The sequence below is a fragment of the Streptomyces sp. NPDC127197 genome (genome assembly GCF_042672405.1).
Lineage (GTDB): Bacteria > Actinomycetota > Actinomycetes > Streptomycetales > Streptomycetaceae > Streptomyces > Streptomyces flavusporus.
In genome coordinates this window covers 13,570-39,614 of sequence record NZ_JBHXVG010000005.1, presented here as the reverse complement: position 1 = coordinate 39,614, position 26,045 = coordinate 13,570, and the positions used below count along the sequence as shown (strand labels likewise).

Sequence of the window (26,045 nt, the reverse complement as noted above, 5' to 3'; positions counted from 1 at the left end):
ACGCACCCACTCGCCGCCCGGCCCGCGGGACAGGGAGAGTTGAGGCGAAGGCGGGCACGGCTCGATGTACACCACGTCAGCGGCGGCCCGCAGCGCGAAGGGAGAGCTGCGGCGGTGCTGGTGGCACGCTGACCGCTGCGGGCGCGCCGTCAGGTGTCGGCTGTGCGGTCCGGAGCGGAGGCTCTGGCGGCCTCTTCGACGGCATGCAGCCTGCGTCGCAGGTGGGCGCGCTCGGGCTCGGTCCCGGCCAGGGCGAGTGCCTCCCGATAGGCGGCCGTCGCCTCGGTGAGGCGGCCCAGCCGGCTGAGCAGGTCGGCCCGCACGGCCGGGTAGGGGTGGTAGTCGCGCAGCCGCGGCTCGTCGGCCAGATCGTCCAGCAGGGCCAGGCCCGCTTCCGGGCCGTCGCGCATCGTCACGGCTGCCGCCCGGTTCAGCGCGACGACGGGGGACGGCGCCAGTGCGAGCAGCACGTCGTAGAGCGCCACGACCTGCGGCCAGTCGGTCGATGCGAGGTCTTCGGCCTCGTCGTGCAGCGCGGCGATCGCGGCCTGCACGCCATACGGGCCGGGTGGTCCGCCAGTGAGAGCGATGAGCACCAAGTCCCGGCCCTCGTCGATCATCGCGCGGTCCCAGCGGCCGCGGTCCTGCTCGTCGAGCAGCACGAGCGCGCCGTCCGGACCGGTGCGGGCCTCGCGTCGGGCATGGACGAGCAGCATCAGCGCGAGCAGCCCGGCGACCTCCCGTTCGGCGGGCAGTAGCCAGTGCAGGATGTGGGCCAGCCGGATGGCCTCCTCGGCGAGGTCGAGCCGCTGAAGTAGTGGGCCCGAGCTGGCCGCGTACCCCTCGGTGAAGATCGAGTAGATGGTCTGCAGCACTCCCGGCAATCGTTCCGGGAGTTCCTCGGCGCCGGGCACACGGAAGGGGATACGGGCCTCGCGGATCTTCTTCTTCGCCCGCGTGATGCGCTTGGCCATCGTCGCCGGTGGCACGAGAAAGGCCCGGGCGACCTCGGGCGTGGTCAGCCCGGCCAGGCACCGCAGGGTCAGCGCCAACCGGTCCTCGGCCGCCAGCGCCGGGTGGGCGCAGGTGAAGAACAACTGCAGCCGTTCGTCCGGCAGTTCTCCACCGGCATCCGCGGGCGGGGCGGGGGCGGCACGATCGGCGTCCGTTTGCAGGAGCGCCAGCCGGGCGGCGTAGGCGCGGTTCCGCCGCAGCCGGTCCACCGCCTTGCGCCGCGCCGTCGTCATGAGCCACGCCCCGGGCCGGGGCGGAACGCCGGAGGACGGCCAGTGCACCAACGCCGCCTCGATGGCCTCCGAGGCCACCTCCTCGGCCAGATCGAGATCCCCGAAGCGACGGACGAGGGCCGCCAGCAGGCGGCCACGCTCCTCCCGGAAGATGGCCTCCACCGACGCCGCAACAGGCGTCCCGGTACCGGCGGCCCGCTCGTCCACGATCCTCAGCCCCCGAACTCGGCCACCGGCCGCACCACGACCGACCCGCTGCCCCGTGCCCCCGGACAGCGGGCGGCCCAGTCCAACGCGACATCCAGGTCCGGCACGTCGATGACGTAGAAGCCGCCGAGAACCTCCCGGGTCTCGGCGAACGGCCCGTCCGTCACGGTCCGCCTGCCCTCCTGATCGACCCGCACCGTGGTTGCGGTGACCAGGTCGGCGAGCGACTCGCCGGAGACCAGGATCCCGGCATCCCTCACCTCCTTGTCGTAGGCCATCCAGTCCTCGACGCTGCACTCGGCGGCTCCGCCGTTTTCGTCCACGGCACCGGCATTGATCAGCAGCATGTACTTCACAGTCAGTCTCCCGACGTCCCTTGCCTTCTTGTCTTCGCGCACGACACAGCCGTCGTACGACATGACTACGAACGGCACGCTCTCGGATGGACACCCTTCCCGAAGAATTTCACCAAGGCAGGCTCTGGGGAGTTCGAGCAACACAAGCGGGAATGCCTCTGACAAGACGGTGAAAGAGACGTTCCCGCAGGTCAGACACCCAGAAGGCGCCAAAAGCCCAAGTCAGCGCCCCGGCTCCGGGGCCTCCATGCCGAAGGTGCCCTGGAGGGTGGGCCGGGTGGTGAACATACGGCTGCCTCTCACCTCGCTGTTTGCGCCCATCGGCCAGACCATGGGCGCTCAGGATCAGTCCTGAGGCTATCGATCGCCCTGCGCCCCTTCCTCGCCGCCTCCGATCCAGCTTGCCATGCCCCGAACAACGAGGAGCTGACCATTCATGGCCGTGTGCGAGGTCTGCCACAACGACTACGAGATGTCGTTCGAAGTGCGCGCCGCAGGAGGAGCAGTCCACACCTTCGACAGCATCGAGTGCGCCGCCCAGAAGATGGCACCGGTCTGCGACAACTGCCAGTGCCGCATCCTCGGCCACGGTCTCCAAGCGGACGGGCAGTTCTTCTGCTGTGCGCACTGCGCCCGCCAGAAGGGCTTCGCGCAACTCGTGGATCATGCCTGACGGCAGCATCTGCCGGTACGTCACGTAGCCAGCGCCGTCAGTAAGGTCGAACGGGTCGGCCTCACACCCCTCGTACCCTGTTTCCCGTGCCATCCTCCGCCCTGCATCGCGTCGCCGTCCTTGTGCTCGAGGGTGCGAAGCCGCTCGATGTCGGCATTCCGGCGCAGGTGTTCACGACTCGGGCGAGCATGCCGTACGAGGTGCGGGTGTGCGGTGCGGAAACCGGTCTCGTGACCGGCGGCGACGGCCTGTCGTACCACGTCGCCCACGGCCTCGAGGCGCTTGCGTGGGCCGACATCGTCTTCATCCCCGGCTACCGGTTCCCGGACCGCGACGACCCGCCGTCGGCCGTCGTCGACGCGCTGCTCGCCGCCCACGGCCGGGGCGCGCGGCTCGCCGCCATCTCGACGGGCGCGTTCGCGCTCGCCGCCACCGGTCTGCTCGACGGCAAGCGCGCCACGACGCACTGGCATTACTCGCGGGCGCTCACGGCGAAGCATCCGCTCGTGCGGGTCGACGAGAACGTTCTGTTCGTCGACGAGGGCAGCGTGCTGACGTCTGCCGGCGCCGCCTCGGGCATCGACCTGTGCCTGCACATTCTGCGCGGGGACCTCGGCGTGGCCGCGTCGAATCACGCGGCCCGGCGCCTGGTTGCGGCCCCCTACCGCAGCGGCGGTCAGGCGCAGTATGTGCCGCGCAGCGTACCCGAGCCGCTCGGCGAGCGGTTCGCCGCCACCCGCGAGTGGGCGCTGCACCGGCTCGGCGAGCCCCTCACCCTCAAGCTGCTCGCCCGGCACGCGGCGGTCTCGCCGCGCACATTCTCGAGGCGCTTCGTCGAGGACACGGGGTACACGCCGATGCAGTGGGTCATGCGGGCACGCATCGACGTGGCCCGTGAGCTGCTTGAGCGTTCGGAACGCAGTGTCGAGCAGATCGCCGCCGACGTCGGCCTCGGCACCGGTTCGAATCTGCGGCTGCATTTCCAGCGCATCCTCGGCACCACGCCGAGCGAGTACCGGCGCACCTTTGCGCAGGGCGACTAGGGCCTGTCCGGCGGATCATGCCGCAGACGCGGGGTCTGGCACGCCCATCTGCGGCGTTGTCGTCGGTCGCCGACTCCCCCACTCTCGACTTCGCTCGCGCGGGGGGACCCCCATCGCGTCGACTCCCTCCTCCGCCTTGCAGCTGCACGCACCAGACCCCGCTCACCGGCGCCGATCAGTCACCGTCGCTTTCCTGCGACCTGATCCGCCGGACAGGCCCTAGCCCGCCGTGGCGTGGCGCGATCCTTGTGAACCGTGGCGATCTCGCCGCTGTCACGGGCGGATGCGGCCCGCGAACCTGGTGGCGAACGAAGGGACACCACTCATGACTCGCATCGCCGTCAATGGATTCGGCCGCATCGGACGCAATGTGCTGCGCGCGCTGCTCGAACGCGACAGCGACCTCGAGGTCGTCGCCGTCAACGACCTCACGGAGCCCGCCACCCTCGCGCGGCTGCTCGCCTACGACACGACGGCCGGCCGGCTCGGTCGCCCGGTGACCGTCGACGGGGACGCCCTCGTCGTCGACGGCCGTCGCATCACGGTGCTCGCCGAGCGCGAACCGGCGCAGCTGCCGTGGGCCGAGCTCGGCGTGGACATCGTGCTCGAGGCGACCGGCCGCTTCACGTCGGCCAAGGCCGCCCGCGCGCACCTCGACGCGGGCGCGAAGAAGGTGCTCGTCAGTGCGCCGTCGGACGGCGCCGATGTCACACTTGCGTTCGGGGTCAACACCGACGCGTACGACCCGGCCGTGCACACGATCATCTCGAACGCCTCGTGCACGACCAACGCCCTTGCGCCGCTGGCCGCGGTGCTGGATGAACTCGCCGGCATCGAGCACGGCTTCATGACGACGGTGCACGCCTACACGCAGGAGCAGAACCTGCAGGACGGTCCGCACCGCGACGCCCGCCGCGCCCGCGCCGCCGCTGTCAACATCGTGCCGACCACGACGGGCGCGGCCAAGGCGATCGGCCTCGTGCTGCCGAATCTCGACGGCAAGCTGTCGGGCGACTCGATCCGCGTGCCGGTTCCGGTGGGCTCGATCGTCGAACTCAACACGACCGTCGCTCGCGACGTGACGCGCGACGACGTGCTGGCGGCGTACCGCGCCGCGGCGGAGGGGCCGCTTGCCGGCATCCTCGAGTACTCGGACGACCCGCTCGTGTCGTCAGACATCACGGGCCATCCGGCCTCGTCGATCTTCGACTCGGCCCTCACCCGCGTCGATGGCCGCCACGTCAAGGTTGTCGCCTGGTACGACAACGAGTGGGGCTTCTCGAACCGCGTGATCGACACGCTCGAACTCCTCGCCGCACGCTGACCGGACGCCGGGGCGACCCCCGCGGTCTGCTCCCGGCGCGGGTCGAGGGAGTTCGGTGGCGCGACAGCCAACGTGGCGGACCACCGGGCACCGGTGATTCGGTCATGGCCTCACCGTGATCCCGTCGTCGCCGCACGCTTGGCGGGCCGGGCGGGAGATGTCGGTCGGCCACGCCGGGTGCTCATGTTGGGTGTTGTGTGGTGCCACCACGTGATCCGCTGTGTGTGGTCTCCCGGCGGGCAGACGCCGGGGGCGAGGGAGCGGTCGGGGCTGCTCCGCCCAGATGGTCTTTCCGGTCGGCGTGTGACGGGTGCCCCAGCGTTCGGCGAGCTGGCCGACCAGGAACAGGCCACGGCCGCCCTCGTCCAGGGCACGGGCGCGGCGTGCGTGGGGCGCGGTGCTGCTGGCGTCGGAGACCTCGCAGATCAGGGTGGTGTTGCGGATGATCCGCAGTTGGATGGGGGCTTCGGCATGCCGGATGGCGTTGGTGACCAGCTCGCTGACGATCAGCTCGGTGGTGGGGACGGCATCCTGCAGGCCCCAGGTCGTGAGCTGATCGGCGGCCCGGCGGCGCGCGTCGGCGACGACGACGGGCGCCGCGGCCAGGTCCCAGGTGGCCACGTGGGAGGGACCGAGAGCGTTCGTGCGGGCGACGAGCAGCGCGACGTCGTCGTCCGGTCGCTCGGGCAGGAGCGTCGTGATGAGGTTGTCGCAGGTGGCTTCCAGCGATGGGGTGGGGTCGGCCAGGGCGTGCAGGAGTTCCTGCATTCCGGTGTCGATGTCGCGGTCGTGGGTCTCGATGAGTCCGTCCGTGTACAGGACGAGCAGGCTGTCTTCGGGCAGGCGGACGTCGGTTGCTTCGAACGGGAGGCCGCCTACCCCGAGAGGCGGGCCTGGGGCGACGGGGATGAAGTCCACGGAGCCGTCCGGCATGACGGCGGCAGGGGCGGGGTGGCCGGCGCTGGCCAGGGTGCACTGGCGGGAGACCGGGTCGTAGACCGCGTACAGGCATGTCGCGCCGACCTCCCCGGCGGATTCGATGCCCTCTTCGATCTCTTCGAGGATGAGGTCGTCGAGGTGGGTCAGCAGTTCGTCAGGAGGAAGATCGACATCGGCCAATGTGCGGATCTCGCTGCGCAGCTGGCCCATGGTTGCGGACGCCTGGATGCCGTGGCCGACGACATCGCCGACGACGAGAGCCACCCGGGCGCCGGAGAGCGGGATCACGTCGAACCAGTCGCCGCCCACACCGGCCTGCGGATCCGCGGGCAGGTAGCGCATCGCCGTCTCCACGGCCAGCTGTGCGGGCCGGTGATACAGAAGCAGGCGACGCTGCAGGGCCAGGTCCGCGCCGTCGGCCTCCTGTGGGGCGGCGTGGATGAACCACCCGACGTGGTCATCGGCGCCCACCAGCGGGTAGGCCCGCACATCGGCTTCGATCGTGTGGCCGTCCCGGTCGCGCAGCGCGACCCGCCCGGTCCACGGCTCCTGCTGGGACAGGCTCCGCCACGCCGAGTCGGGAAGGCGGGCGGCAAGAAGATCGGTCGCCGGACGTCCGATCGCCTCGCCCGGCTCGTAACCCAGCAGCAGTCGGGCACCCCGGCTCCAGGCCGCTACGACGCCCCGCGCGTCCACAGCAGCCGCAGCATTTTCCGCCGCCAGGGTGTGGTCGTACATCCCCTCAACCTCTACTTTCCAGTGTGCTACCGGACCCGACGCGCAGGTTCTCCGGCTGAATGGGCACAGGTGAACCACCGGAGGCCGCCGCTAGGCCGGAGCCGGGCGGCGCAGGCCGGTGTCGATGTCCCTGCCGCGGCAATCGACCAGCCCGCGGTCAATAGCGCAGGAGCACGCCGATCCCGTCCTCCAGCGGCGTCTGTTGCCGTGGGACGACTATCAGTTCGGCACCGGTGGTGACGGCGGCGTGCAGCAGGGCGGCGTCCGCGGGCTGCTTCTCGTAGCCGGTGGCACCGAAGGTTTGCAGGTCGGCGGCGGACAGGGCGATCTGGTCGGGGTCGGTGCCGATCCAGAGCGGGGGCCACTCCTCGACGGGGTGGTTGACCAGGAGGGCGTCGGCCTGGCCACGCTGCAGGGCTGCGACGGTGGCCGACAGCCCCTCACCGGCGGGGTGACGGGCACGCTGGGCGGCGAAGCTCTCCAGCCGGTCGCGGTCGTGGGCGGAGAGTCGGCCGTGGAAGAGGGCGGCGAGCTGGGGCTCGAGCAGGGCCCGGCCGGTCTCGACGTCCTGTCCGTTGCCGGGGACGGTGGCCACGCGACTGCGTACGGGGGCGGGCAAACGGTTGACAAGGACACCACGTGCCCAGGTGTCCCCACAGAGCACGAGAGTGTCGGCGTGGCCGAGGTCGATGAGGTGGGCCAGCTCGTCGGCGAGCCGCTGGGCCTCCTGGTGCCACTCGCGAATCGGTACCCGCAGGTGGGTGAGGGCCCGGGGCGCCACGGAGCTGCTCGGCCAGCGCCCGGTTTGCAGCCTCACCTGCAGGTCTTCGGCGGCTGTGTCGCTCTCCTCCGGTTCTACGCGGCTGAGGACGGCGGCGGCGTAGGGGATGTCGGGGGCATGCTGCAGCGCCAGGGGCATGGCGTCGGGAAGCAGGGCGTAGCTGGCCTTGTCCACGGGGGGAGGTTGCGGCAGCTCCTCGGTGAGGATCAGTTCGCCGTGGGTGGCGAAGAGGGCCTGGCCATGGCGGCCGGGCAGGTCGGCGTCGGTCCCGACGGCATCGGCGGAGGCGTCGACGGTGGCCGGGTCGGCGCCCAGCTCGACGAGGTCCGAGCGGGCGTGGCGCCGGTGCAGCTCGATCGCCTTGTCCGGGTCGTCGATGTCCCGCGAGGTGTCCACGTAGACGGAGGCGTACGGGCCTGGCCGGGCGTACAGGGGGGCGAGGAAATGCAGCCTCATGAGAATCGCTCCTCGGTCCGGTTCACGCGGTTCCCGCTGAGCCGTCCACTTGCTCCTGCCCGTGTACCCGACGCGCCGCGATTCACCGTGAGGTCGGGGTACGGCCTACGGCCGCCGTCGCTCCGACCACCATCGGCGCCACGCGAGCACGAACCCGACTCCCGCGATCAGCGCGGGAACGGCCAGCACCACGGCCAGGCTCTGTGCCCACTCCGGAACCATCTGCCTCGTCATTCCGCTGCTGTACTGGCAGGTCGCCTGCGGCGGGAAGAAGCTGTAGTCCAGCGTCCTCGGCGAATTGGAACCCCAGTCGGAACCGGCCGAGCAGGACGACGAGGGACCGGTGAACAGCTGCCACGCCACCAGCGCGTAGAACATCAGGAACACGGAGCCGGTCACGAAGAAGGCCGTTCCCGTGCGGCGCAGCTTGCCGGCACGGGACACCGGTTCGGCAAGGTGGTGCTCAGCGGGCGGTTCGAAGCACTCGGCGAGCAGGGCCGCGACCACGCTCACAGCCAAGGCCAGCAGGCTGAGCCAGAGCACCGCGCCGAGTATCCCCGTGCCTCCCGCGGAGACGTCTCCGCCCTCGAACTCGCAGATGGTGGCCGGGGGGAAGGCCTGGTTTCGCACGTCGCGCAGTCGTCCGGGGCCCTGGACCATCCCGTGACTGCATCGTTCGTCGAACTCGAGCAGGCTCAGCAGAGCAAAGCCCGAGCCGACGAACAGAACGCCGAACGACACGCCGGCCGCGGCCCACAGGCGGCCTGTCCGGTACGCGCCGTACGCAGGAGCGTTTGACATTCGCGCACATTAACCGATCACCAGGCGGCTCCGGACGCCATGCGATGGCAGCCGGGATTGCCGCGGCCTCACCACACGCCCAGACCAGGCGATGGACATAACGGGACACTCAACGCATCAGTATGGGGCGCGAGTTACCGCGCGGGCACGGAGCGAGTTGGCACTTTCGCCTCACAGGGACTCGTGTGACACTGGCGTCCCGTCCGCTGTGCGGACCCCTCCGCACCGTCCCCCACGAGAAGTGCGCCGTGCGTTCTCTTCCTCTGCCGCTCGCTCTCACCGCACGCCTGACTCCGGTCGTCGTGCTCGCCTGTGCGGGCTGGGCCCTCAGTTCGGGCCCGGACTCGTCGGTGCCGGCCGCCCAGGACCGGGCGACCGGCAAGACCGGGACCCAGTCCGCCTCCGCGCCGTCCACGACCGCCGTGCCGAAGACGTACACCTCTGCCCCGGCGCCCTGCACCAGCCTGGCCAAGAAGACGATCACGTCGCTGGTGCCGGATGCCAAGACGGGCGGGAAGGAGATCGCCTCGACGGACAAGTCGGTCCGCCGCACCTGTTCCTGGAACGCGCTCAGTGGCTACGACTACCGCTGGCTCGACGTCTCCTTCGAGATCAGCGACTCCGACGACCACGCGGCGAAGAAGTACAGGGAGCGGGTCAAGGAGAAGAGCGGCGGCGGCGACGTGCCCGGCCTCGGCGACGCGGCCTACTCCGTCGTGAACCTCACCACCGAGGACGACCAGAAGACGCGCGAGGGCGTGGTGCTGGTGCGTGACGCCAACGCGCTGCTGGTCATCACGTACAACGGCTCCGACTTCGAGTCGAAGGAGGCGCCCAGCACGGACGAGATCAACAAGGGCGCCATCAAGGCCGCCAAGGAGGCGGTGGCGGCCCTGAAGGGCGGCCAGTAGAGCCGGCCGCCCTCCGAGAGCGAGGCCTCAGGAAGCGGTCCGCTCCCTTGGCAGCATCAGCGCGACGTACAGCAGCAGCGAGGCGGCCAGCCCCACCGCCCAGCCGTAGTCGGCGAGCGGCTTGAGGAACGGGATCAGCCCGTCGGCCGGGAACGGACCCGATTTCGTGCCGTCTGCGCCCACGGTCGAGTACGAGCCGCCGACGGCCAGGACGCCGCCGACCGCGAAGGCCACGATGGCCCGCCAGTTCCAGCCGGCGGAGTACCAGTAGCGCCCACCGGGCGTGTACAGGTCCGCCAGGTGCAGGACCGTACGGCGGACGATCCAGTAGTCGGCGATGAGGATGCCCGCGACCGTGCCGAGCAGACCGCCGACCACACCGAGCCAGGTGAAGATGTAGAACTCGGGCGTGGAGATCAGCTTCCACGGGAAGATCAGGATGCCGACGACGCCCGTGATGAGCGCGCCCGTACGGAAGTTGATGAACTTCGGCGCAAGGTTGGCCAGGTCGTACGCGGGCGAGACCACGTTCGCCGCGATGTTCACGGAAATGGTGGCGACCAGCACCGTGATGAGCGCGAAGAGCAGACCGAAGACGTTGTCCGCCTTGGCCGCGAGGGTGACCGGGTCCCAGATCGCCTCGCCGTAGACGACCTCGGAGCCGGAGGTGACCAGCACGGCGAGGATCGCGAACAGGGTCATCGTGGTGGGCAGGCCCAGGGACTGACCCCAGGTCTGGGCGCGCTGGCTGGCGCCGAAGCGGGTGAAGTCCGGGATGTTGAGCGACAGGGTGGCCCAGAAGCCGATCATGCCCATCAGGGACGGGAAGAAGACCGGCCAGAAGTCCGCACCCCAGCCGAGCTTGGAGGGCTGCGACAGCAACTCGCCGAATCCGTCGGCCTGGACGGCGATCCAGATCAGCAGCACGAAGGCGCCGACGATCACGAAGGGCGCGGCCCAGTTCTCGAAGTGCCGCAGGAAGTCCATGCCGCGGTAGATGATGGCGATCTGCACGGCCCAGAACAGGATGAAGCAGAGCCACAGCGGCCACGGGTTGCCGGCGATCTGCCCGGCCTTCTCCCACTCACCGCCGGTGAGCTTGGAGCCCAGCGCGAAGATGCCGCTGCCGCCGATCCAGGTCTGGATGCCGAACCAGCCGCAGGCCACGGCCGCGCGGATCAGCGCCGGGATGTTGGCGCCGCGCAGCCCGAAGGAGGCGCGGGCGAGCACCGGGAAGGGGATGCCGTACTTGGGGCCGGCGTGGCCCGTGGCCAGCATCGGCAGCAGCACGATGACGTTGGCGAGAGCGATGGTGAAGACCGCCTGCTTCCAGTCCATGCCGAGTGCGACCAGGCCGGAGGCCAGGGTCCAGCTGGGGATGCAGTGGGCCATGGAGATCCACAGCGCCGCGAAGTTGTACGTCGTCCACTTGCGCTCGGCGACCGGGACGGGACGCAGGTCCTCGTTGGCGAAGGGGCTGTTGGCGGGGTAGGCCTCGGGGGCGAGCTCTGCCCGGCCGTCGGCGTCGACGGTCTGGGCGGCGGACGACCCCGTGGGGACTGTTTCGGTCATGGGCAGGCCAATCGACAAAGGGGACAGGAGAGGCCGTGCGGGGGCGGGCCTTGGGCCCCTCCCCGGGGAGGTGGGGAGGGGAGACAAGGTGGGGGGTGGGGTCGGGTCCGGCGATCAGGCGGCGTTGACCGCGGGGATGATCCGCGCGCCGTACGCGTCGATCACCGTTTCCTGCGCGTCGTGCATGTCGTACACCGCGAACTGGTCGACGCCCAGCTCGCGCAGGGCGTTCAGCTTCTCGATGTGCTTCTCGACCGGTCCGATGATGCAGAACCGGTCGACGATCTCGTCCGGTACGAACTGGGTGTCCGGGTTGCCGCTGCGCCCGTGGTGCGAGTAGTCGTAACCCTCGCGGGCCTTGATGTAGTCGGTGAGTTCGTCCGGTACGGCGGCGGAGTGCTCCCCGTACTTGGCGACCAGGTCGGCGACATGGTTGCCGACCATCCCGCCGAACCAGCGGCACTGCTCGCGCGCGTGGGCGAGCGCCTCGGGCGAGTCGTCCTCGGTGACGTACGCGGGCGCGGCGACGCAGATCGTCACCTCGGACGGATCACGTCCGGCGGCGACGGCCGCGTCCTTGACCGCCTTGACCATGTACTCGGTGAGATAGAGGTCGGCGAGCTGCAGGATGAACCCGTCGGCCTCCTCGCCGGTCATCTTCAGGGCCTTGGGGCCGTACGCGGCCATCCAGACGGGGAGTTGGGCGCCGGGTTTGATCCACGGGAAGCGGATCACCGTGCCGCCGAGGTCGGCGTCCCCGCCGCTGCCCAGCGCCCGGATCACCTTCATCGCCTCGCTGATCCGGGCCAGGGTGTTGGGCTTGCGGCCGGCCACGCGCATCGCGGAGTCGCCGCGGCCGATGCCACAGACGGTGCGATTGCCGAACATGTCGTTGAGGGTGGCGAAGGTGGAAGCGGTGACCTCCCAGGTGCGGGTGCCCGGGTTGGTGACCATGGGCCCGACCTTCAACTTGCTGGTGTTGGCCAGAATCTGACTGTAGATCACGAACGGTTCCTGCCAGAGCACGGCGGAGTCGAAGGTCCAGCCGTGCGTGAAGCCGTTGCGTTCGGCGCGCTTCATCAGGGAGACGACCCGCGAGGCGGGCGGGTCGGTCTGCAGGACGAGTCCGAAGTCCATGGGCACCGCTCCTAGTTGAGGTACTGACAGGTGGAGCGGGGGGTGTAGACGCCGTGCCCGGCGTGCCCGGTGTACTCCCGCTCGGTGATGACGGGTTCGCCGCGCGAGAGGACGGTCTCGACACGGCCGGTGACGCGCTTGCCCTCGTACGCCGAGTAGTCGACGTTCATATGGTGCGTGTCGGCCGACATGACCTGCTCGGCGTGCGGGTCGTAGATGACGACGTCGGCGTCGGCGCCCGGGGCGATGGTGCCCTTCTTCGGGTACATGCCGAACATCCGGGCCGGCGTGGCGCAGGCGATCTCGATCCAGCGGCGGCGCGAGATGTGCCCGTCGACGACGGCCTGGTGGAGCAGGTCCATACGGTTCTCCACGCCCGGCAGCCCGTTGGGGATCTTGGAGAAGTCGCCGCGGCCCAGCTCCTTCTGGCCGGTGAAGCAGAAGGGGCAGTGGTCGGTGGAGACGACCTGGAGGTCGTTGGTCCTGAGCCCCTTCCACAACTGCGCCTGGTGTTCGCGCGGCCGCAGCGGCGTCGAGCACACGTACTTCGCGCCCTCGAAGTCGGGTTCGGCGAGGTTGTCCGTCGACAGGAACAGATACTGCGGGCAGGTCTCACCGAAGACGTTGAGTCCCTCGTCGCGTGCTCTGGCCAGCTCGGCGACTGCCTCCATCGCCGAGACGTGCACGACGTACAGGGGCGCGCCGGCGACCTGTGCGAGCCGGATGGCGCGATGGGTGGCCTCGGCCTCCAGCAGCGCCTTCCGCACCTCTCCGTGGTACCGGGGATCCGTCTCGCCGCGGGCCAGCGCCTGCTCGACCAGGACATCGATCGCGATGCCGTTCTCCGCGTGCATCATGATCAGCCCGCCGTTCTCGGCGGAGCGCTGCATGGCACGCAGAATCTGGCCGTCGTCGCTGTAGAAGACGCCCGGATACGCCATGAACTGCTTGAAGGAGGTCACCCCCTCCTCCACGAGCAGGTCCATCTCCTTGAGCGTCTCCTGGTTCACATCGGAGACGATCATGTGGAAGCCGTAGTCGATGGCGCAGTTGCCCTCGGCCTTGGCGTGCCAGGCGTCCAGGCCCTCGCGCAGGGTGTGGCCGACGCTCTGCACGGCGAAGTCGACGATCGTGGTCGTGCCGCCCCAGGCGGCGGCCCGGGTGCCGGTCTCGAAGGTGTCGGAGGCGAAGGTGCCGCCGAACGGCAGCTCCATGTGGGTGTGGGCGTCGACGCCACCCGGGATGACGTACTTCCCGGTGGCGTCGATGACCCGCTCGGCCGTCCAGGCCTCGGCGGCCGGGGTGCCGGAGGCGGCGAGGGCGGCGATACGGCCGTCCTCGATCAGGACGTCGGCGTGGATCTCGTCGGACGCGGTGACAACTAGGCCGCCGCGGATCACTGTACGGCTCATCGGTCGCTCCTCGCGGTTTGAATCTGCCGGTCGTGTGTGGCTGGTCGCGCCCACGGTGGGGGTCCCCCCGCTCGAGCGAAGCCGAGAGTGGGGGAGGAGCCGCATGTCGACTCGGCCCGCGCCCCTGGGGCGCTGCCCCTCAGGGCGTTGTCAGCGGTCCGTACGCCCCCGGCGCCCTGTCCCTGTAGAACTGCCAGCGGTCCCTGACCTCTCGCAGCTTCGCCATGTCCAGGTCCCTCACGACCAGTTCGGTCTCCTTGTCGCTCGCGACCTCGCCGACGAACTGCGCCTCCGGGTCGACGAAGTACGACGTCCCGTAGAAGTCGTTGTCGCCGTACTCCTCGACGCCCACCCGGTTGATCGCGCCGATGAAGTACTCGTTGGCGACGGCGGCCGCCGGCTGTTCCAGCTGCCACAGATAGCCGGAGAGTCCGCGCGAGGTGGCCGACGGGTTGAAGACGATCTCGGCGCCCGCGAGGCCGAGCGCCCGCCAGCCCTCCGGGAAGTGACGGTCGTAGCAGATGTAGACGCCGATCTTTCCGACGGCGGTGTCGAAAACCGGCCAGCCGCTGTTCCCGGGCCGGAAGTAGAACTTCTCCCAGAAGCCCCTGACCTGCGGAATGTGGGTCTTGCGGTACTTGCCGAGGTACGAGCCGTCCGCGTCGATCACGGCGGCGGTGTTGTAGAGAACGCCGGGCTGCTCCTCCTCGTACATCGGCAGGACGAGAACGATGCCCAGTTCCCGGGCCAGCGCCTGGAAGCGCCGGACGATGGGACCCTCGGGGATCTGCTCGGCGTACTCGTAGAAGGCCGGGTCCTGGACCTGGCAGAAGTACGGCCCGTAGAACAGCTCCTGGAAGCACAGGACCTGAGCACCCTGCGCGGCGGCGTCGCGCACGGCCTGCTCGTGCACCTGGATCATCGACTCCTTGTCGCCGGTCCAGGCGGTCTGGAAGACGGCGGCGCGGATCACTCTGCTCATCGGGACCTCCGGTAGCTCGGTGTGCGGTGAGCCTAGGAAGTCGGGTGGTCCTCTTTGAGTTGCATCGTGTCACGTCTGCGGGCACCCGGCGTGCCACGGTGTCACCCCGGAGCGAGCCCATGTTTCACCGCCGTTTTCCCAGGTCGTACCGTGTTTCCCCGCTGTTTCGCAGTGCTGTGTCCACCCCTGTTGCACATCGCCGGTCACCCCTGTTGCGCATCGTGCGCGAGGAGCGCGATATGCACCGAGGCCGCCTGCTCGAAGTCGTCCAGGTCGACGCGCAGCCGGGCCTGTATCGCCTCCAGGCGGCGGTAGAGCGCCGGCCGGGAGACGTGGTGGAGCTGGGCGGTGCGGGACTTGTTGCGGCCGGTGGCGAGATACGTCCGCAGCACCGCCAGCAGATCCTCCTCGCCGCCGCACAGCAGCCCGTCCAGCTCCCGCTCCGCGAAGGACTGCACATGCGGATCGTCCCGCAACAGCCGGATCAGGCCCCGCAGGTGTACGTCCCTCAGGCGGACGACGGCCGGGAGGTCGAGGGCGGCGGAGGAGTCGGCCACGGCGTCGGCGACATGCCGCGCCTCGCGCAGGCCCGCGGACACGTCGTCCCAGGCGGTACGGGCATCGGCGGCGGCCACTGTTGTCGAGGCCGCCCCGGACTCCGAGCGCAGCCGGGCCGCGAAGTGCGCCGTGAGCGCCTCCGCGTCCTGGTCCCGGGCGAGGCTCAGCAGCACGGCGGTGGCTCCGTCGGCGAGCTCGGCGACGAGCCCGGCCATCCCCAGCAGACGCAGCACCCGGTCGAGCTGGGCGGCGTCGCCGTCGCGTACGACGAGCGGCACGAAGGTGCGCCGGTTGACCGGCAGTCCGGCGGCACGCGCGCGTGGCAGCAGCTGCCGGGCCGGTACGACCCCACTGACCAGGTCGGTCAGCAGGCTCTGCGCGGACTGCTCCTCCCAGGAGCCGCTCGCGTTGCCGCCGAGCATGCGGTGCAGGACGAGGGCCTCGGCGGCGCGGTCGGCGAGCAGCCGTCCGGTCGCGGTGTCGCCGCGGTAGCCGCACAGCACGATCCGGCCCCAGCGTTCCCCGCGCCCGCCCAGCTCGGCGCGGATCCAGCCGTCGCCCTCGCGGCCGCCGGCCTGCCGGGAGATCCGCTCCCAGTCGCGCAGCACGTCGTCCACCGCCGACCGCTCCCCCGCCGTGGCCAGGACGCGGTGGGCGAGGTTGGTGACGACGACCGGGCAGGCGCTGTGCTGGGCGACCTCGTCGAGCAGCCGTTGCAGAGGGGCACCGGAGGTGATCAGTCCGGTGAGCGCGGTCCGTACCGCCTCCGACAGACTGACGGCGGCGAACTTCCGCCGGACCAGCCGGGACTGGACCTCCTCGGTCAGCTCGGCGAAGGGGAAGGGCCGGTGCAGCACCACCATCGGCAGCCCGCAGCGCTCGGCCGCGCGCCGCATGACGTCCGGCGGGGCCGGGAAGGCACGGCCGAGCCCCAGGACGACGGCTGCGGCCTCCGCGCGGTGCAGCGAGTGGATGTACTCGGCCTGCTTGGCGACGTCGCCGGCGAGCAGCACCCCGGTGGTGAGCACCATCTCCCCGCCGCTGAGCATGACCCCGACGTCCGCGGCCTCGGCCACGTGCACCCACCGCACCGGCCGGTCGAGCTGGCCCGCACCGGCCACCACCTCGGGCTCCCCCGCGAGCACCCGTTCCAGGGCGAGGACCTGGCGGACCGACAGGGCCGGTTCCGGGCGTTCGAAGGACTCCAGCGGTTCCAAGGGCTCCGAGGTGGTGGTCATGGCGGTGTTCCCTTGCTCGGCCTGGTGCTAGCTGATGCTCCGCAGAGCGTGTTCGAGGATCGCGGCGCCCTCCTCGGCCTCCGCGACGGTCAGGGACAGCGGCGGGGCGATGCGCAGGGCGCTGGTGTTGTGGCCGCCGCCCTTGCCGATGAGCAGCCCGGACGCGCGGGCCGCCTCCAGCACGGCGGACGCGGCCTGCGGGTCGGCCTCGTCCGTGCCGGGCCGCACGACCTCGATGCCGATCATCAGCCCGCGTCCGCGTACCTCCCGGACGGCCGGTACCTGCGCGGCGACCGCCCGCAGCCGCTCGATGAGCAGCCCGCCGACCCGCCGGGCGTTGCCCTGGAGGTCGTGTTCCAGCAGGTACGTGAGGTTGGCGAGGCCCGCCGCCATGGTGATCTGGGTGCCGCCGAAGGTCGAGATGCTGTTGGCGTCCAGGCAGTTCATGATCTCGGCGCGGGCGACGACCCCGCCGATGGACATGCCGTTGCCGATGCCCTTGGCGAAGGTGACGATGTCCGGCGGGCCGCTGCGGCCGTGTGCCTGCCAGCCCCAGAAGTGCTCGCCGGTGCGGCCCCAGCCGGTCTGCACCTCGTCGGCGATCCAGAGGATGCCCCGCTCGTTCAGGACCTCGCGGAAGGCCGCGTACAGACCGTCCGGCGGTGAGGTGAAGCCGCCGACGCCCTGGATGGGCTCGGCGATCAGGGCGGCGGGCGGGCGGGTGTGCCCGAGCAGGTCCTTCAGATCCTCGACGCAGGCCGCGATGAAGTCGGCGTCGCTCAACGAGGCGTACGGGCCGCGCGTGCGGATGCCGCCGTGGACGTAGAGCGTCTGCAGCGGGGACAGCGAGGTCGGCGACCAGCCTCGGTTGCCGGTGATGCCGACGGCGCTGAAGGAGCGGCCGTGGTAACTGTTGCGCATCGCGAGGACGGTGTTGCTGCGGCGACAGGTGGTGGCCAGCAGCAGGGCGGTGTCGTTGGCCTCCGTGCCGGAGGTGGTGAAGAAGACACGGGCGTCCGGGATGCCGCTCAACTGGGCGATGCGCTCGGCGAGTTCGACCATCGGCCGGTTGAGGTAGAGCGTGGAGGAGTGGATGATCCGCCCGGCCTGCTCGCTCACCGCCTTGGTGACCTCGGGCAGGGCGTGCGCGGTCATGGTGGTGAGGATGCCGCCGAAGAAGTCGAGATACTTGTTTCCGGCGGCGTCCCAGACGTGCCGGCCCTCGCCGTGGGTGATCTCGATCGGGTCGTCGTAGTAGAGGGCGAGCCAGTCGGGCAGCACGGCCCGGTGGCGGCCCAGCAGGTCCTTGGTCACGGCTGTACCAGCCCTTCGTAGGCGTCGGGGCGGCGGTCGCGGTAGAAGGCCCACTGCTGCCGCACCTCTTCGATGACGTCGAAGTCGAGGTCACGGACGAGGAGTTCCTCGCTCTTGTCGTCGGCGACCTCCCCCACGAACTGCCCTCGCGGGTCGACGAAGTAGCTCGTGCCGTAGAAGTCGTTGTCGCCGTACTCCTCGACACCGACCCGGTTGATGGCGGCGATGAAGTACTCGTTGGCGACGGCGGCGGCAGGCTGCTCCAGCCGCCACAGGTAGGCCGACAGACCGCGGTGCGTGGCGGACGGGTTGTACACCAACTGGGCGCCGTTGAGCCCGAGTTGCCGCCAGCCCTCCGGGAAGTGGCGGTCGTAGCAGATGTAGACGCCGACCTTGCCGACAGCGGTGTCGAAGACGGGCCAGCCGAGGTTTCCGGGCTTGAAGTAGTACTTCTCCCAGAAACCCTTCACCTGCGGGATGTGGTGCTTGCGGTACTTGCCGAGGTACGAGCCGTCCGCGTCGATCACCGCCGCGGTGTTGTAGTAGAAACCGGACTGCTCGACCTCGAAGACCGGCACGACGATCACCATGCCGGTCTCGCGCGCGAGTTCCTGCATACGACGCACGGTCGGCCCGTCGGGCACCGGCTCGGCCCACCGGTAGTGCTCCGGCTCCTGGACCTGACAGAAGTAGGGGCTGTTGAAGACTTCCTGGAACCCGATGATCCCGGCGCCCTGCCGGGCTGCCTCGCGGGCGTGCTCCTCGTGTTTCGCCACCATGGACTCGGTGTCGCCGGTCCAGGTGGCCTGGACCAGAGCGGCACGGACGACGTTCGCCATGAGCTGCTCCTTCGACGGGACGTCAGCGCCTCTACGCCCGTAGACGCAGGCCGTAGAGGCACGAACGTATGCCTCGGTGAAGGCCTTGCCAAGACCATCGTCGTTAACCCGCGGAGTCGGTCGCGTTTCGCACTCCTGTGGGTGATCGACAGGGTTCTCAGGAGGTGAGCCCGGCCACCCGGAGGGCGTGCACGAGATCCCAGTGCCGGTCGTCGGAAACGCCCCGTGCCGCCTCCAGCAGGAGCGGTACGAGGGTCTGCGGGTCCGGCTCGGCGCTGCGGGCCGCCTCCTCGGGGGTGCGGACGCGGACATAGGCGTCGAGCAGCGCGCGGACCTCGCGGCGGCGGCCCTCGACGGCCAGGGCGAGCACGGACCGGCCGATCTCGGCGGCGGGCCGGGCCACGCCCTGCCGGAGCATCTGCTCCCCGTCGGCGGTCCGACCCGCCGCGGCCAGCGCGTCGGCGGCGGCGACGAGCCGGTCGGCGGGCAGCGAGGCGGCCTCCCACAGCAGCGTCGCCCAGTCGGCGCCGAGCCCGGCGCGCTCCATCTCCGCGGCGAGCAGTGGGAAGCGCGCGGCGGGCCAGTACGCGGCCTCGACCAGCAGGACGTGCGCCTCACCGCTGCGCCCCTCGCCGCGCAGCCGCACCAGCGTCTCGACGACCCCGGCGGTCTCCCGCCGTGCCGCCGCGTCCAGCGGTTCGGCCTGTGGCTGCGACCGCTCGGCCGGCTCGGCGGCGGCACCCGCGAAGCGGGCTCCGCGCGGGGTACGGCCGGAGGCGGCGGCCGGCGCGGGTGCCTCCGGCGGTACGACGGAGGGGGTGGCCTCTTCCTCGACCATTCCGGCGAAGCGAGCGCTGCCACGCCGGCGTTTGCGCTGCTTGGGGGTGGGACGGGGATCAGCCGGGCTGGGGTCCGGGGCAGCGGGGGTGGTGGGGGTCTGGTCGAAGGGCGTGGGCTGCGGGGACGGGGCGGGGGCCGAGTGGCCGGAGGCGGAGTGCGGGGCCGGGTGGTCGGAGACGGGGTGCGGGGCCGGCTGTGGGCGGGTCGGGGTCTGGGAGCCGTACGGGTCGCTCCCGGCGTGCAGCACAGGGCCCTCCGCTGTGTTCCGCGGCCGGATCGCCTGCGCCCCGTGCACCTGACCGCCCACCGCCCGTCGCTCCAACTCCTCTATGCGGGACCGGAGTTCGGCACACCGTGCGGTCGCCCGTTCATGGTCGTCGCGGGCCCAGGCGAGGTCCAGGCGGATGGCGTCGGCGTCCTGCCGGGTGGTGGCGGTATGGAGCAACCGCCCCAGCTCGGCGAGCCGTTCGGCGGCGTAGCGCTGCTCGCGGAGCATGACGTCGAGCCGGTCCCCGAGGGCGTCCCGGCCGCCGAGCGTGACGTCGTACGCGAGGAGTGCGGCGGCGTGCAGGGAGCGGGCCTGTTCCTTCTCCGGGCCGGCGACACCGGGGCCGTACTCCGCGGCGAGATCCTGCAGTAGCGCCTCGACGACGTCCCACGGCGGCACTTCACGCCCGTCGAGGCAGGCCCGCATGCCCTCGGGGTCGCGCTGCCAGAACACGGCACACCACCCGCCGCCCTGATCCAGGCGCGCCAGCAGGCCGTCCAGGTAGTTCGCGAACTCCCGCACCTGACCGGGGAGTTGATCCACTGTCATCGCTCAACCCCCGCAAGACCGGAGCACTCCGGTTCCGTAGACAACACCAGCCGTGTTACAGGCTCGCTACGGGGAGTTTTCAGAGGGGACGCGGAAGCCTCAGATCACCCGGACCCCAACAGTGACATCACGCCGCTGCCGGCGTACACGCTCCGGCCAGTTCGTCCATCGACAGACCCAGGGCCCCGGCCAGCGCGGCCACCGTGAAGAAGGCCGGTGTCGGGGCACGGCCGGTCTCGATCTTGCGGAGCGTCTCCGCGGAGATGCCCGCGTTCGCCGCCACGTCCGCCATGCTGCGGCCGCCGCGGGCCTCACGCAGCAGCCGTCCGAGCCGCTCGCCGCGTTCGCGTTCTTCCGGGGTCAACGGGGTGCGTACCATGCCGTCATTCTAATACCGGTATAGTAATTGGCATGGTTGAGCTGAAGACGGACACATCGATCGACGCCATGCACGAGGCGGGCCGGATCGTCGGGCGGGCACTGACCGCCGTACGGGCGGCCGCGGACGTCGGCGTTTCCCTGCTGGAGCTGGACGAGGTGGCCCGCGAGGTGCTGCGCGAGGCGGGGGCGACCTCTCCCTTCCTCGGCTACCGCCCCTCGTTCGCGTCCACCCCTTTCCCCGCCGTCATCTGCGCCTCGGTGAACGACGCGATCGTGCACGGCATCCCCACCCGCCACCGCCTGCGCGACGGCGACCTGGTCTCCATCGACTGCGGGGCGGAACTGAACGGCTGGGTCGGCGACTCGGCGATCAGCTTCGTCGTGGGCACGCCCCGCGCGGCCGACCTACGACTGATCGAGACCGCCGAGAGGGCGTTGAACGCCGGCATCGAGGCGGCAGTCGTCGGCAACCGCATCGGCGACATCGCCCACGCCGTCGGCTCGGTGTGCCGCTCGGCCGGATACGGCATCATGGACGGCTTCGGCGGCCACGGCGTCGGCCGCCGCATGCACGAGGACCCCCCGGTCCCGAACGAGGGCCGCCCCGGCCGCGGTCTCCCCCTGCGCCACGGCATGGTCCTGGCCATCGAACCGATGCTGATCGCAGGCGGCAGGGACGACTACCACACGTCCCCCGACGGCTGGACCCTCCGCACCAACGACGGCTCCCGAGCAGCCCACACGGAACACACGGTGGCGATCACGGAGACGGGACCTCGCATCCTCACGGCAAGGTGAGCAGGGGCGCGGGGAACTGCGCGAACGACCACACACGACCCGCACGCGCACGACACGAGCGAGCCCCCCGGAACCGCAGGCGCCCGAACATGCCGCCCACCCCCGATCGTGCCAGGGTGTTAGAAGCGCCCCACGCATAGCCGCACAGCGCAAGGGCACTCGTGCACCCCGGCATGTCGATCAGCGAAACGGAACTGAGATGACCAGCGGCTTCCCCGGCCCCGAGGGCTTCAACTCAGACCCCTTCGGCGAGTTCCTGGCCCGCTTCTTCGGCGGCCCGCGCCCCGGCCCACGCCAGATCAACATCGGCCAGCTGCTCAGCCAGCCGGCCAGGGAGCTCGTACGCGGCGCCGCCCAGTACGCCGCCGAGCACGGCAGCCGTGACCTGGACACCCAGCACCTGCTGCGCGCCGCGCTCGCCACGGAGCCGACCCGGAGTCTGCTCAGCCGGGCCGGCGCGGACCCCGACTCGCTGGCGACGGAGATCGACGAGCGGTCGGGCCCGGTCCAGCACCCGCAGGGCGAGGTCCCGCCGCCGACGTCGCTCTCCCTCACGCCGGCCGCCAAGCGGGCCCTGCTGGACGCGCACGACCTGGCCCGGGCGCGCGGCACCGGTTACATCGGCCCGGAGCACGTGCTCAGCGCTCTCGCCGCGAACCCCGACTCGGCCGCCGGGCACATCCTCAATGCGGCCCGTTTCGCCCCCTCCGGCCTGCCGCCCGAGACCCCCGACGCCACCCAGCCCCGCCCCGGCACCGACCAACGGCCGCGCGTCGACACGGGCACCCCCACGCTCGACAAGTACGGCCGCGACCTCACCGACCTCGCCCGCCAGGGCCGTATCGACCCGGTGATCGGGCGGGAGGAGGAGATCGAGCAGACAGTCGAGGTGCTTTCCCGGCGCGGCAAGAACAACCCGGTGCTGATCGGCGACGCGGGCGTAGGCAAGACCGCGATCGTGGAGGGTCTGGCCCAGCGGATCGCCGACGGCGACGTGCCCGACGTGCTCAGCGGCCGCCGGGTCTTCGCGCTGGACCTGGCCGCTGTAGTCGCCGGCACCCGCTACCGGGGGGACTTCGAGGAGCGGCTGAACAACATCGTCGGCGAGATCCGCACGCACTCGGACCAACTGATCGTCTTCATCGACGAGTTGCACACCGTCGTGGGCGCCGGAGGCGGCGGCGAAGGCGGGTCCATGGACGCCGGCAACATCCTCAAGCCGGCCCTGGCCCGCGGCGAACTGCACATCGTCGGCGCGACCACGCTGGAGGAGTTCCGCCGGATCGAGAAGGACGCCGCGCTGGCCCGCCGCTTCCAGCCGATCATGGTGCCCGAGCCGACCACCGCGGACGCGATCGAGATCCTGCGCGGTCTGCGCGATCGTTACGAGGCCCACCACCAGGTCCGCTACAGCGACGAGGCGCTCGTCGCCGCCGTGGAGCTGTCCGACCGCTATCTCACCGACCGCCGGCTGCCGGACAAGGCGATCGACCTGATCGACCAGGCCGGTGCCCGGGTACGGCTGCGCGCCCGGACGAAGGGCACGGACGTACGGACCATGGAGCGCGAGGTCGAGCAGCTGACCCGGGACAAGGACCAGGCGGTCGCCGACGAACAGTACGAGCAGGCGACGCAACTGCGCGACCGTATCGTCGAGTTGAAGCAGCGCATCGCGGAGGCCAGCGGCGAGGAGGAGGTCGACGAGGGCCAGCATCTGGAGGTCACCGCGGAGGCGATCGCGGAGGTCGTCTCACGGCAGACCGGCATCCCGGTGAGCAGCCTCACCGAGGAGGAGAAGGACCGGCTGCTCGGCCTGGAGGAGCACCTGCACGAGCGGGTCGTCGGCCAGGACGAGGCGGTGCGCGTCGTCTCCGACGCCGTGCTGCGCTCCCGGGCCGGACTCGCGAGTCCCGACCGGCCGATCGGCAGCTTCCTCTTCCTCGGCCCGACCGGCGTCGGCAAGACCGAACTGGCCCGGGCGCTGGCCGAAGCGTTGTTCGGCAGCGAGGAGCGCATGGTCCGCCTGGACATGAGCGAGTACCAGGAAAGGCACACCGTCAGCCGTCTGATCGGCGCCCCGCCCGGCTACGTCGGGCACGAGGAGGCCGGTCAGCTCACCGAGGTCGTACGCAGGCACCCGTACTCACTGCTCCTCCTGGACGAGGTGGAGAAGGCGCACCCGGACGTCTTCAACATCCTGCTCCAGGTCCTGGACGACGGGCGGCTGACCGACTCCCAGGGCCGGACCGTCGACTTCGCCAACACGGTCATCGTGATGACCAGCAACCTCGGCTCCGAGGCGATCTCCCGGGGCGGGGCCGGCATCGGCTTCGGAACGGGCGACGCCGAGGCCGACGAGGAGGCGCGACAGGAGCAGATCCTGCGGCCGCTGCGCCAGCACTTCCGGCCCGAGTTCCTCAACCGCATCGACGAGATCGTCGTCTTCCGCCAGCTGACCCACGAGCAGTTGGAACGGATCACCAACCTGCTGCTGGACAAGACCCGCCGCCTGCTGCGGGCCCAGGGCGTCTCGGTCGACTTCACCGACGCGGCCGTCGACTGGCTCTCCGAGCGCGGCTACCAGCCCGAGTACGGCGCCCGCCCGCTGCGCCGCACGATCCAGAGGGAAGTCGACAACCAGCTCTCACGGATGCTTCTGGACGGCCGTGTCAGCGAGGGCGGCCGGGTGACCGTGGACATGGAGGACGGGCGGCTCGCCTTCCGTACGGAGGACTTGCCGCCCGCTCCTGAGCTGTGACGCGTTACGACGCCGGCCGCACGACCATCGCCGAGCCGCCGCCCCGCCGTACCTTCTCGGCGGCGGCCAGCCACCTGCCGTCCGGAAGCCGCTGCACAGCCGTGGTCGCGCCGATCTCGGGGTTGAGCCGGAAGCCGTGCCCGATGGACTCCAGCCGTGCCTTCAACGGGCTGTCGTACAGGCCCGGTTCGAGCTCGGTGGTGGTCTGGTTGCGCTGACTTGCGCGCGGTGCGGCGATCGCGTCGACGAGCGGCAGCCCGCGGTCCAGGAAGCCGGTCAGGGTCTGCAGCACGGTGGTGATGATGGTCGCGCCGCCGGGCGAACCGAGCGCCACCACCGGCCTGTTGTGCCGGTCGAGCACGATCGTCGGCGAGATCGACGACCGCGGCCGCTTGCCCGGACCGGGCAGGTTCGGGTCGTGCACGGCCGGGTTGGCCGGGGCGAAGGAGAAGTCGGTCAGCTCGTTGTTGAGGATGAACCCGCGGCCGGGGACGGTGATGCCGCTGCCGCCGGTCTGCTCGATGGTGAGGGTGTAGGCGACGACGTTGCCCCACTTGTCGGCCACCGTCAGATGGGTGGTGTTCTCGCCCTCGTACGTCGTCGGCGCCGCCTTTCCACCGGTGGCACAGGCCACCGGGTCGCGCGGGTCGCCCGGCGCGAGCGGGCTGGTGAGCACGGCGTCGTCCTTGATGAGGCACGCGCGGGAGTCGGCGTACCGCTGGGACAGCAGTTCCTGCGTCGGTACGTCCTCGAAGGCGGGGTCGCCGACCCAGCGCCCGCGGTCGGCGAACGCGAGCCGGCTCGCCTCGATGTGGCGGTGCAGGTACTGGACGTCGCTCGCCTTCGAAAGGTCGGTGCTCTCCAGGATGTTGAGGGCTTCGCCGACCGTGGTGCCGCCGGAGGAGGAGGGGGCGATGGAGTAGACGCCGAGGCCGCGGTACCTGGTCTTCGTGGGCGCCTGGACCTTGGCGTCGTAGGCAGCCAGGTCCTTCTCGGACAGTTCGCCGGGTCGGGCGTTCCAGCCCGAAGCCGGGTCCACCGGCGGCTTGTTGACGGTGTCGACGATGTCGTCGCCGATGCCGCCGCGGTAGATCGCGCCGACGCCCTTCCTGCCCAGCTCCGCGTAGGTGCGGGCGAGGTCGGGGTTCTTGAAGGTGGAGCCGACGACGGGGAGTTCACCGTTCGGCAGGAACAGCTCGGCGGTGTCGGGGAAGTAGCGGAACCGGGTCTCGTTGGCGGCGGTCTGCGCACGGAAGGTGGCGTCGACGGTGAAGCCGTCGCGGGCCAGCCGCTCGGCGGGCGCGAGCAGGGTGGCGAGCCGCTTGCTGCCCCACTTGTCGAGTGCCGTCCGCCAGGTGGCGGGCGTGCCCGGGGTGCCGACGCCGAGGCCACTGCTGACGGCGTCGGCGAGGGCGAGCGGCTTGCCGTTCTCCAGGAAGAGGTCCGAGTCGGCGGTCAGCGGCGCGGTCTCGCGGCCGTCGACGGTCTGCACGGTACGGGACCTGGCGTCGTAGTAGACGAAGTAGCCGCCTCCGCCGATGCCGGCGGAGTAGGGCTCGGTGACGCCCAGCGCGGCGGCGGTGGCAACGGCCGCGTCGACGGCGTTGCCGCCCTTCCTCAGTACCTCGATCCCGGCCGCGGAGGCGTCCGCGTCGACGCTCGCGACCGCGCCGCCGTAGCCGACGGCGACCGGGACCTTCTCGGCCGGTGCCGTCATGGGGGCCGGGGGCGCCGCGGCCCCCACCGACACCACGGCGGCGGACACCGCCAGGACCGTCAGTTTCCGCACGACAGGGCGACGCATCCGCACCTCCAGTCAGGAACCGGTTCGCGCAGCCTAATCCATTGCCATGCCCCCGTCAGGATCACACACCCGGGCGCCGGCCTCACCTCGAACACGGTTTCCCTTCGCCCGCTACCATG

At 70.8% G+C, this 26,045-nt stretch carries 20 protein-coding genes and 2 pseudogenes; 6 read left to right on the top strand and 16 right to left on the bottom strand.

All coding sequences use genetic code 11. From position 1 onward, the window contains the following. Positions 1-149: 149 nt before the first annotated feature. Positions 150-1,454: an RNA polymerase sigma factor gene (locus ACFVJQ_RS09735; protein WP_385782309.1), complete on the bottom strand. Its 1,305-nt coding sequence runs from the start codon at positions 1,452-1,454 to the stop codon at positions 150-152. Between the two features lie 5 nt (positions 1,455-1,459). Then, a complete protein-coding gene (locus ACFVJQ_RS09730) occupies positions 1,460-1,810 on the bottom strand; it encodes a YciI family protein (protein WP_385514339.1) in 351 nt (116 codons plus the stop codon). Positions 1,811-2,246: 436 nt separating this feature from the next. Between ACFVJQ_RS09730 and ACFVJQ_RS09725 the strand changes: the two genes are divergently transcribed. From ACFVJQ_RS09725 to gap, 3 genes are all read left to right on the top strand, one after another. Then, complete coding sequence (locus tag ACFVJQ_RS09725) at positions 2,247-2,483, top strand: hypothetical protein (RefSeq protein WP_385514315.1); 237 nt, start codon at positions 2,247-2,249, stop codon at positions 2,481-2,483. 86 nt (positions 2,484-2,569) lie between these two features. Then, positions 2,570-3,526 carry a GlxA family transcriptional regulator gene (locus ACFVJQ_RS09720; RefSeq protein ID WP_385782306.1) on the top strand — a complete coding sequence of 319 codons (957 nt, stop codon included), beginning with the start codon at positions 2,570-2,572 and terminating at the stop codon, positions 3,524-3,526. 325 nt (positions 3,527-3,851) lie between these two features. Continuing rightward, a complete protein-coding gene (gene gap, locus ACFVJQ_RS09715) occupies positions 3,852-4,850 on the top strand; it encodes a type I glyceraldehyde-3-phosphate dehydrogenase (protein WP_385514340.1) in 999 nt (332 codons plus the stop codon). A gap of 261 nt (positions 4,851-5,111) precedes the next feature. Here gap and ACFVJQ_RS09710 read toward each other — a convergent pair. From ACFVJQ_RS09710 to ACFVJQ_RS09695, 4 genes and pseudogenes are all read right to left on the bottom strand, one after another. Beyond that, positions 5,112-6,194: pseudogene (locus ACFVJQ_RS09710) on the bottom strand (ATP-binding SpoIIE family protein phosphatase); the annotation flags it as partial. Between the two features lie 42 nt (positions 6,195-6,236). Then, positions 6,237-6,527: pseudogene (locus ACFVJQ_RS09705) on the bottom strand (PAS domain-containing protein); the annotation flags it as partial. Positions 6,528-6,684: 157 nt separating this feature from the next. Then, on the bottom strand, positions 6,685-7,764 hold the full coding sequence (locus tag ACFVJQ_RS09700) for a hypothetical protein (RefSeq protein ID WP_385782303.1): 1,080 nt from the start codon (positions 7,762-7,764) through the stop codon (positions 6,685-6,687). Between the two features lie 105 nt (positions 7,765-7,869). Then, a complete protein-coding gene (locus tag ACFVJQ_RS09695; protein WP_385782300.1) occupies positions 7,870-8,565 on the bottom strand; it encodes a hypothetical protein in 696 nt (231 codons plus the stop codon). 248 nt (positions 8,566-8,813) lie between these two features. On the opposite strand from ACFVJQ_RS09695, the gene ACFVJQ_RS09690 reads away from it, so the two are divergent. Further along, positions 8,814-9,476 carry a hypothetical protein gene (locus tag ACFVJQ_RS09690; protein WP_385782297.1) on the top strand — a complete coding sequence of 221 codons (663 nt, stop codon included), beginning with the start codon at positions 8,814-8,816 and terminating at the stop codon, positions 9,474-9,476. A 27-nt stretch (positions 9,477-9,503) separates the two neighbouring features. On the opposite strand, the gene ACFVJQ_RS09685 is transcribed toward ACFVJQ_RS09690, so the two are convergent. From ACFVJQ_RS09685 to ACFVJQ_RS09645, 9 genes are all read right to left on the bottom strand, one after another. Beyond that, positions 9,504-11,048: an NCS1 family nucleobase:cation symporter-1 gene (locus tag ACFVJQ_RS09685; protein ID WP_385782294.1), complete on the bottom strand. Its 1,545-nt coding sequence runs from the start codon at positions 11,046-11,048 to the stop codon at positions 9,504-9,506. Between the two features lie 114 nt (positions 11,049-11,162). Beyond that, positions 11,163-12,185, bottom strand: coding sequence for a TIGR03842 family LLM class F420-dependent oxidoreductase (locus ACFVJQ_RS09680; RefSeq protein ID WP_385782291.1), 1,023 nt, complete (start codon positions 12,183-12,185; stop codon positions 11,163-11,165). An 11-nt stretch (positions 12,186-12,196) separates the two neighbouring features. Then, a complete protein-coding gene (gene hydA, locus ACFVJQ_RS09675) occupies positions 12,197-13,597 on the bottom strand; it encodes a dihydropyrimidinase (protein WP_385514322.1) in 1,401 nt (466 codons plus the stop codon). A 139-nt stretch (positions 13,598-13,736) separates the two neighbouring features. Then, entirely contained in the window at positions 13,737-14,579 is an 843-nt protein-coding gene (locus tag ACFVJQ_RS09670; protein WP_385514323.1) for a nitrilase-related carbon-nitrogen hydrolase, read from the bottom strand. Positions 14,580-14,782: 203 nt separating this feature from the next. Beyond that, on the bottom strand, positions 14,783-16,375 hold the full coding sequence (locus ACFVJQ_RS09665; RefSeq protein ID WP_385514324.1) for a PucR family transcriptional regulator: 1,593 nt from the start codon (positions 16,373-16,375) through the stop codon (positions 14,783-14,785). Positions 16,376-16,402: 27 nt separating this feature from the next. After that, positions 16,403-17,689 (bottom strand): aspartate aminotransferase family protein, encoded by a 1,287-nt coding sequence (locus ACFVJQ_RS09660; RefSeq protein WP_385514325.1) that lies wholly within the window; start codon positions 17,687-17,689, stop codon positions 16,403-16,405. Then, positions 17,686-18,528: a nitrilase-related carbon-nitrogen hydrolase gene (locus ACFVJQ_RS09655; RefSeq protein ID WP_224738629.1), complete on the bottom strand. Its 843-nt coding sequence runs from the start codon at positions 18,526-18,528 to the stop codon at positions 17,686-17,688. Before ACFVJQ_RS09655 ends, ACFVJQ_RS09660 begins: the two co-directional genes overlap by 4 nt. Before the next feature lie 157 nt (positions 18,529-18,685). Next, positions 18,686-20,185 carry a hypothetical protein gene (locus tag ACFVJQ_RS09650; protein ID WP_385782286.1) on the bottom strand — a complete coding sequence of 500 codons (1,500 nt, stop codon included), beginning with the start codon at positions 20,183-20,185 and terminating at the stop codon, positions 18,686-18,688. A 127-nt stretch (positions 20,186-20,312) separates the two neighbouring features. Then, on the bottom strand, positions 20,313-20,564 hold the full coding sequence (locus ACFVJQ_RS09645) for a helix-turn-helix domain-containing protein (RefSeq protein ID WP_385514327.1): 252 nt from the start codon (positions 20,562-20,564) through the stop codon (positions 20,313-20,315). A gap of 32 nt (positions 20,565-20,596) precedes the next feature. Between ACFVJQ_RS09645 and map the strand changes: the two genes are divergently transcribed. Together map and ACFVJQ_RS09635 are read left to right on the top strand one after the other, a co-directional pair. Beyond that, positions 20,597-21,364, top strand: coding sequence for a type I methionyl aminopeptidase (gene map, locus ACFVJQ_RS09640; protein WP_385782283.1), 768 nt, complete (start codon positions 20,597-20,599; stop codon positions 21,362-21,364). Positions 21,365-21,563: 199 nt separating this feature from the next. Next, complete coding sequence (locus ACFVJQ_RS09635) at positions 21,564-24,122, top strand: ATP-dependent Clp protease ATP-binding subunit (RefSeq protein ID WP_385782280.1); 2,559 nt, start codon at positions 21,564-21,566, stop codon at positions 24,120-24,122. A 4-nt stretch (positions 24,123-24,126) separates the two neighbouring features. On the opposite strand, the gene ggt is transcribed toward ACFVJQ_RS09635, so the two are convergent. After that, positions 24,127-25,926 (bottom strand): gamma-glutamyltransferase, encoded by a 1,800-nt coding sequence (ggt, locus tag ACFVJQ_RS09630; protein WP_385782277.1) that lies wholly within the window; start codon positions 25,924-25,926, stop codon positions 24,127-24,129. Positions 25,927-26,045: the final 119 nt, after the last annotated feature.

Excerpts from the sequence above, each read along its gene's own strand:
- ACFVJQ_RS09725 (WP_385514315.1), top strand. The coding sequence starts at position 2,247 with ATGGCCGTGTGCGAGGTCTGCCACAACGACTACGAGATGTCGTTCGAA.
- gap (WP_385514340.1), top strand. The coding sequence starts at position 3,852 with ATGACTCGCATCGCCGTCAATGGATTCGGCCGCATCGGACGCAATGTG.
- ACFVJQ_RS09700 (WP_385782303.1), bottom strand. The coding sequence starts at position 7,764 with ATGAGGCTGCATTTCCTCGCCCCCCTGTACGCCCGGCCAGGCCCGTAC.
- ACFVJQ_RS09695 (WP_385782300.1), bottom strand. The coding sequence starts at position 8,565 with ATGTCAAACGCTCCTGCGTACGGCGCGTACCGGACAGGCCGCCTGTGG.
- ACFVJQ_RS09685 (WP_385782294.1), bottom strand. The coding sequence starts at position 11,048 with ATGACCGAAACAGTCCCCACGGGGTCGTCCGCCGCCCAGACCGTCGAC.
- ACFVJQ_RS09680 (WP_385782291.1), bottom strand. The coding sequence starts at position 12,185 with ATGGACTTCGGACTCGTCCTGCAGACCGACCCGCCCGCCTCGCGGGTC.
- hydA (WP_385514322.1), bottom strand. The coding sequence starts at position 13,597 with ATGAGCCGTACAGTGATCCGCGGCGGCCTAGTTGTCACCGCGTCCGAC.
- ACFVJQ_RS09670 (WP_385514323.1), bottom strand. The coding sequence starts at position 14,579 with ATGAGCAGAGTGATCCGCGCCGCCGTCTTCCAGACCGCCTGGACCGGC.
- ACFVJQ_RS09665 (WP_385514324.1), bottom strand. The coding sequence starts at position 16,375 with ATGACCACCACCTCGGAGCCCTTGGAACCGCTGGAGTCCTTCGAACGC.
- ACFVJQ_RS09655 (WP_224738629.1), bottom strand. The coding sequence starts at position 18,528 with ATGGCGAACGTCGTCCGTGCCGCTCTGGTCCAGGCCACCTGGACCGGC.
- ACFVJQ_RS09650 (WP_385782286.1), bottom strand. The coding sequence starts at position 20,185 with ATGACAGTGGATCAACTCCCCGGTCAGGTGCGGGAGTTCGCGAACTAC.
- ACFVJQ_RS09645 (WP_385514327.1), bottom strand. The coding sequence starts at position 20,564 with ATGGTACGCACCCCGTTGACCCCGGAAGAACGCGAACGCGGCGAGCGG.
- map (WP_385782283.1), top strand. The coding sequence starts at position 20,597 with ATGGTTGAGCTGAAGACGGACACATCGATCGACGCCATGCACGAGGCG.
- ACFVJQ_RS09635 (WP_385782280.1), top strand. The coding sequence starts at position 21,564 with ATGACCAGCGGCTTCCCCGGCCCCGAGGGCTTCAACTCAGACCCCTTC.
- ggt (WP_385782277.1), bottom strand. The coding sequence starts at position 25,926 with ATGCGTCGCCCTGTCGTGCGGAAACTGACGGTCCTGGCGGTGTCCGCC.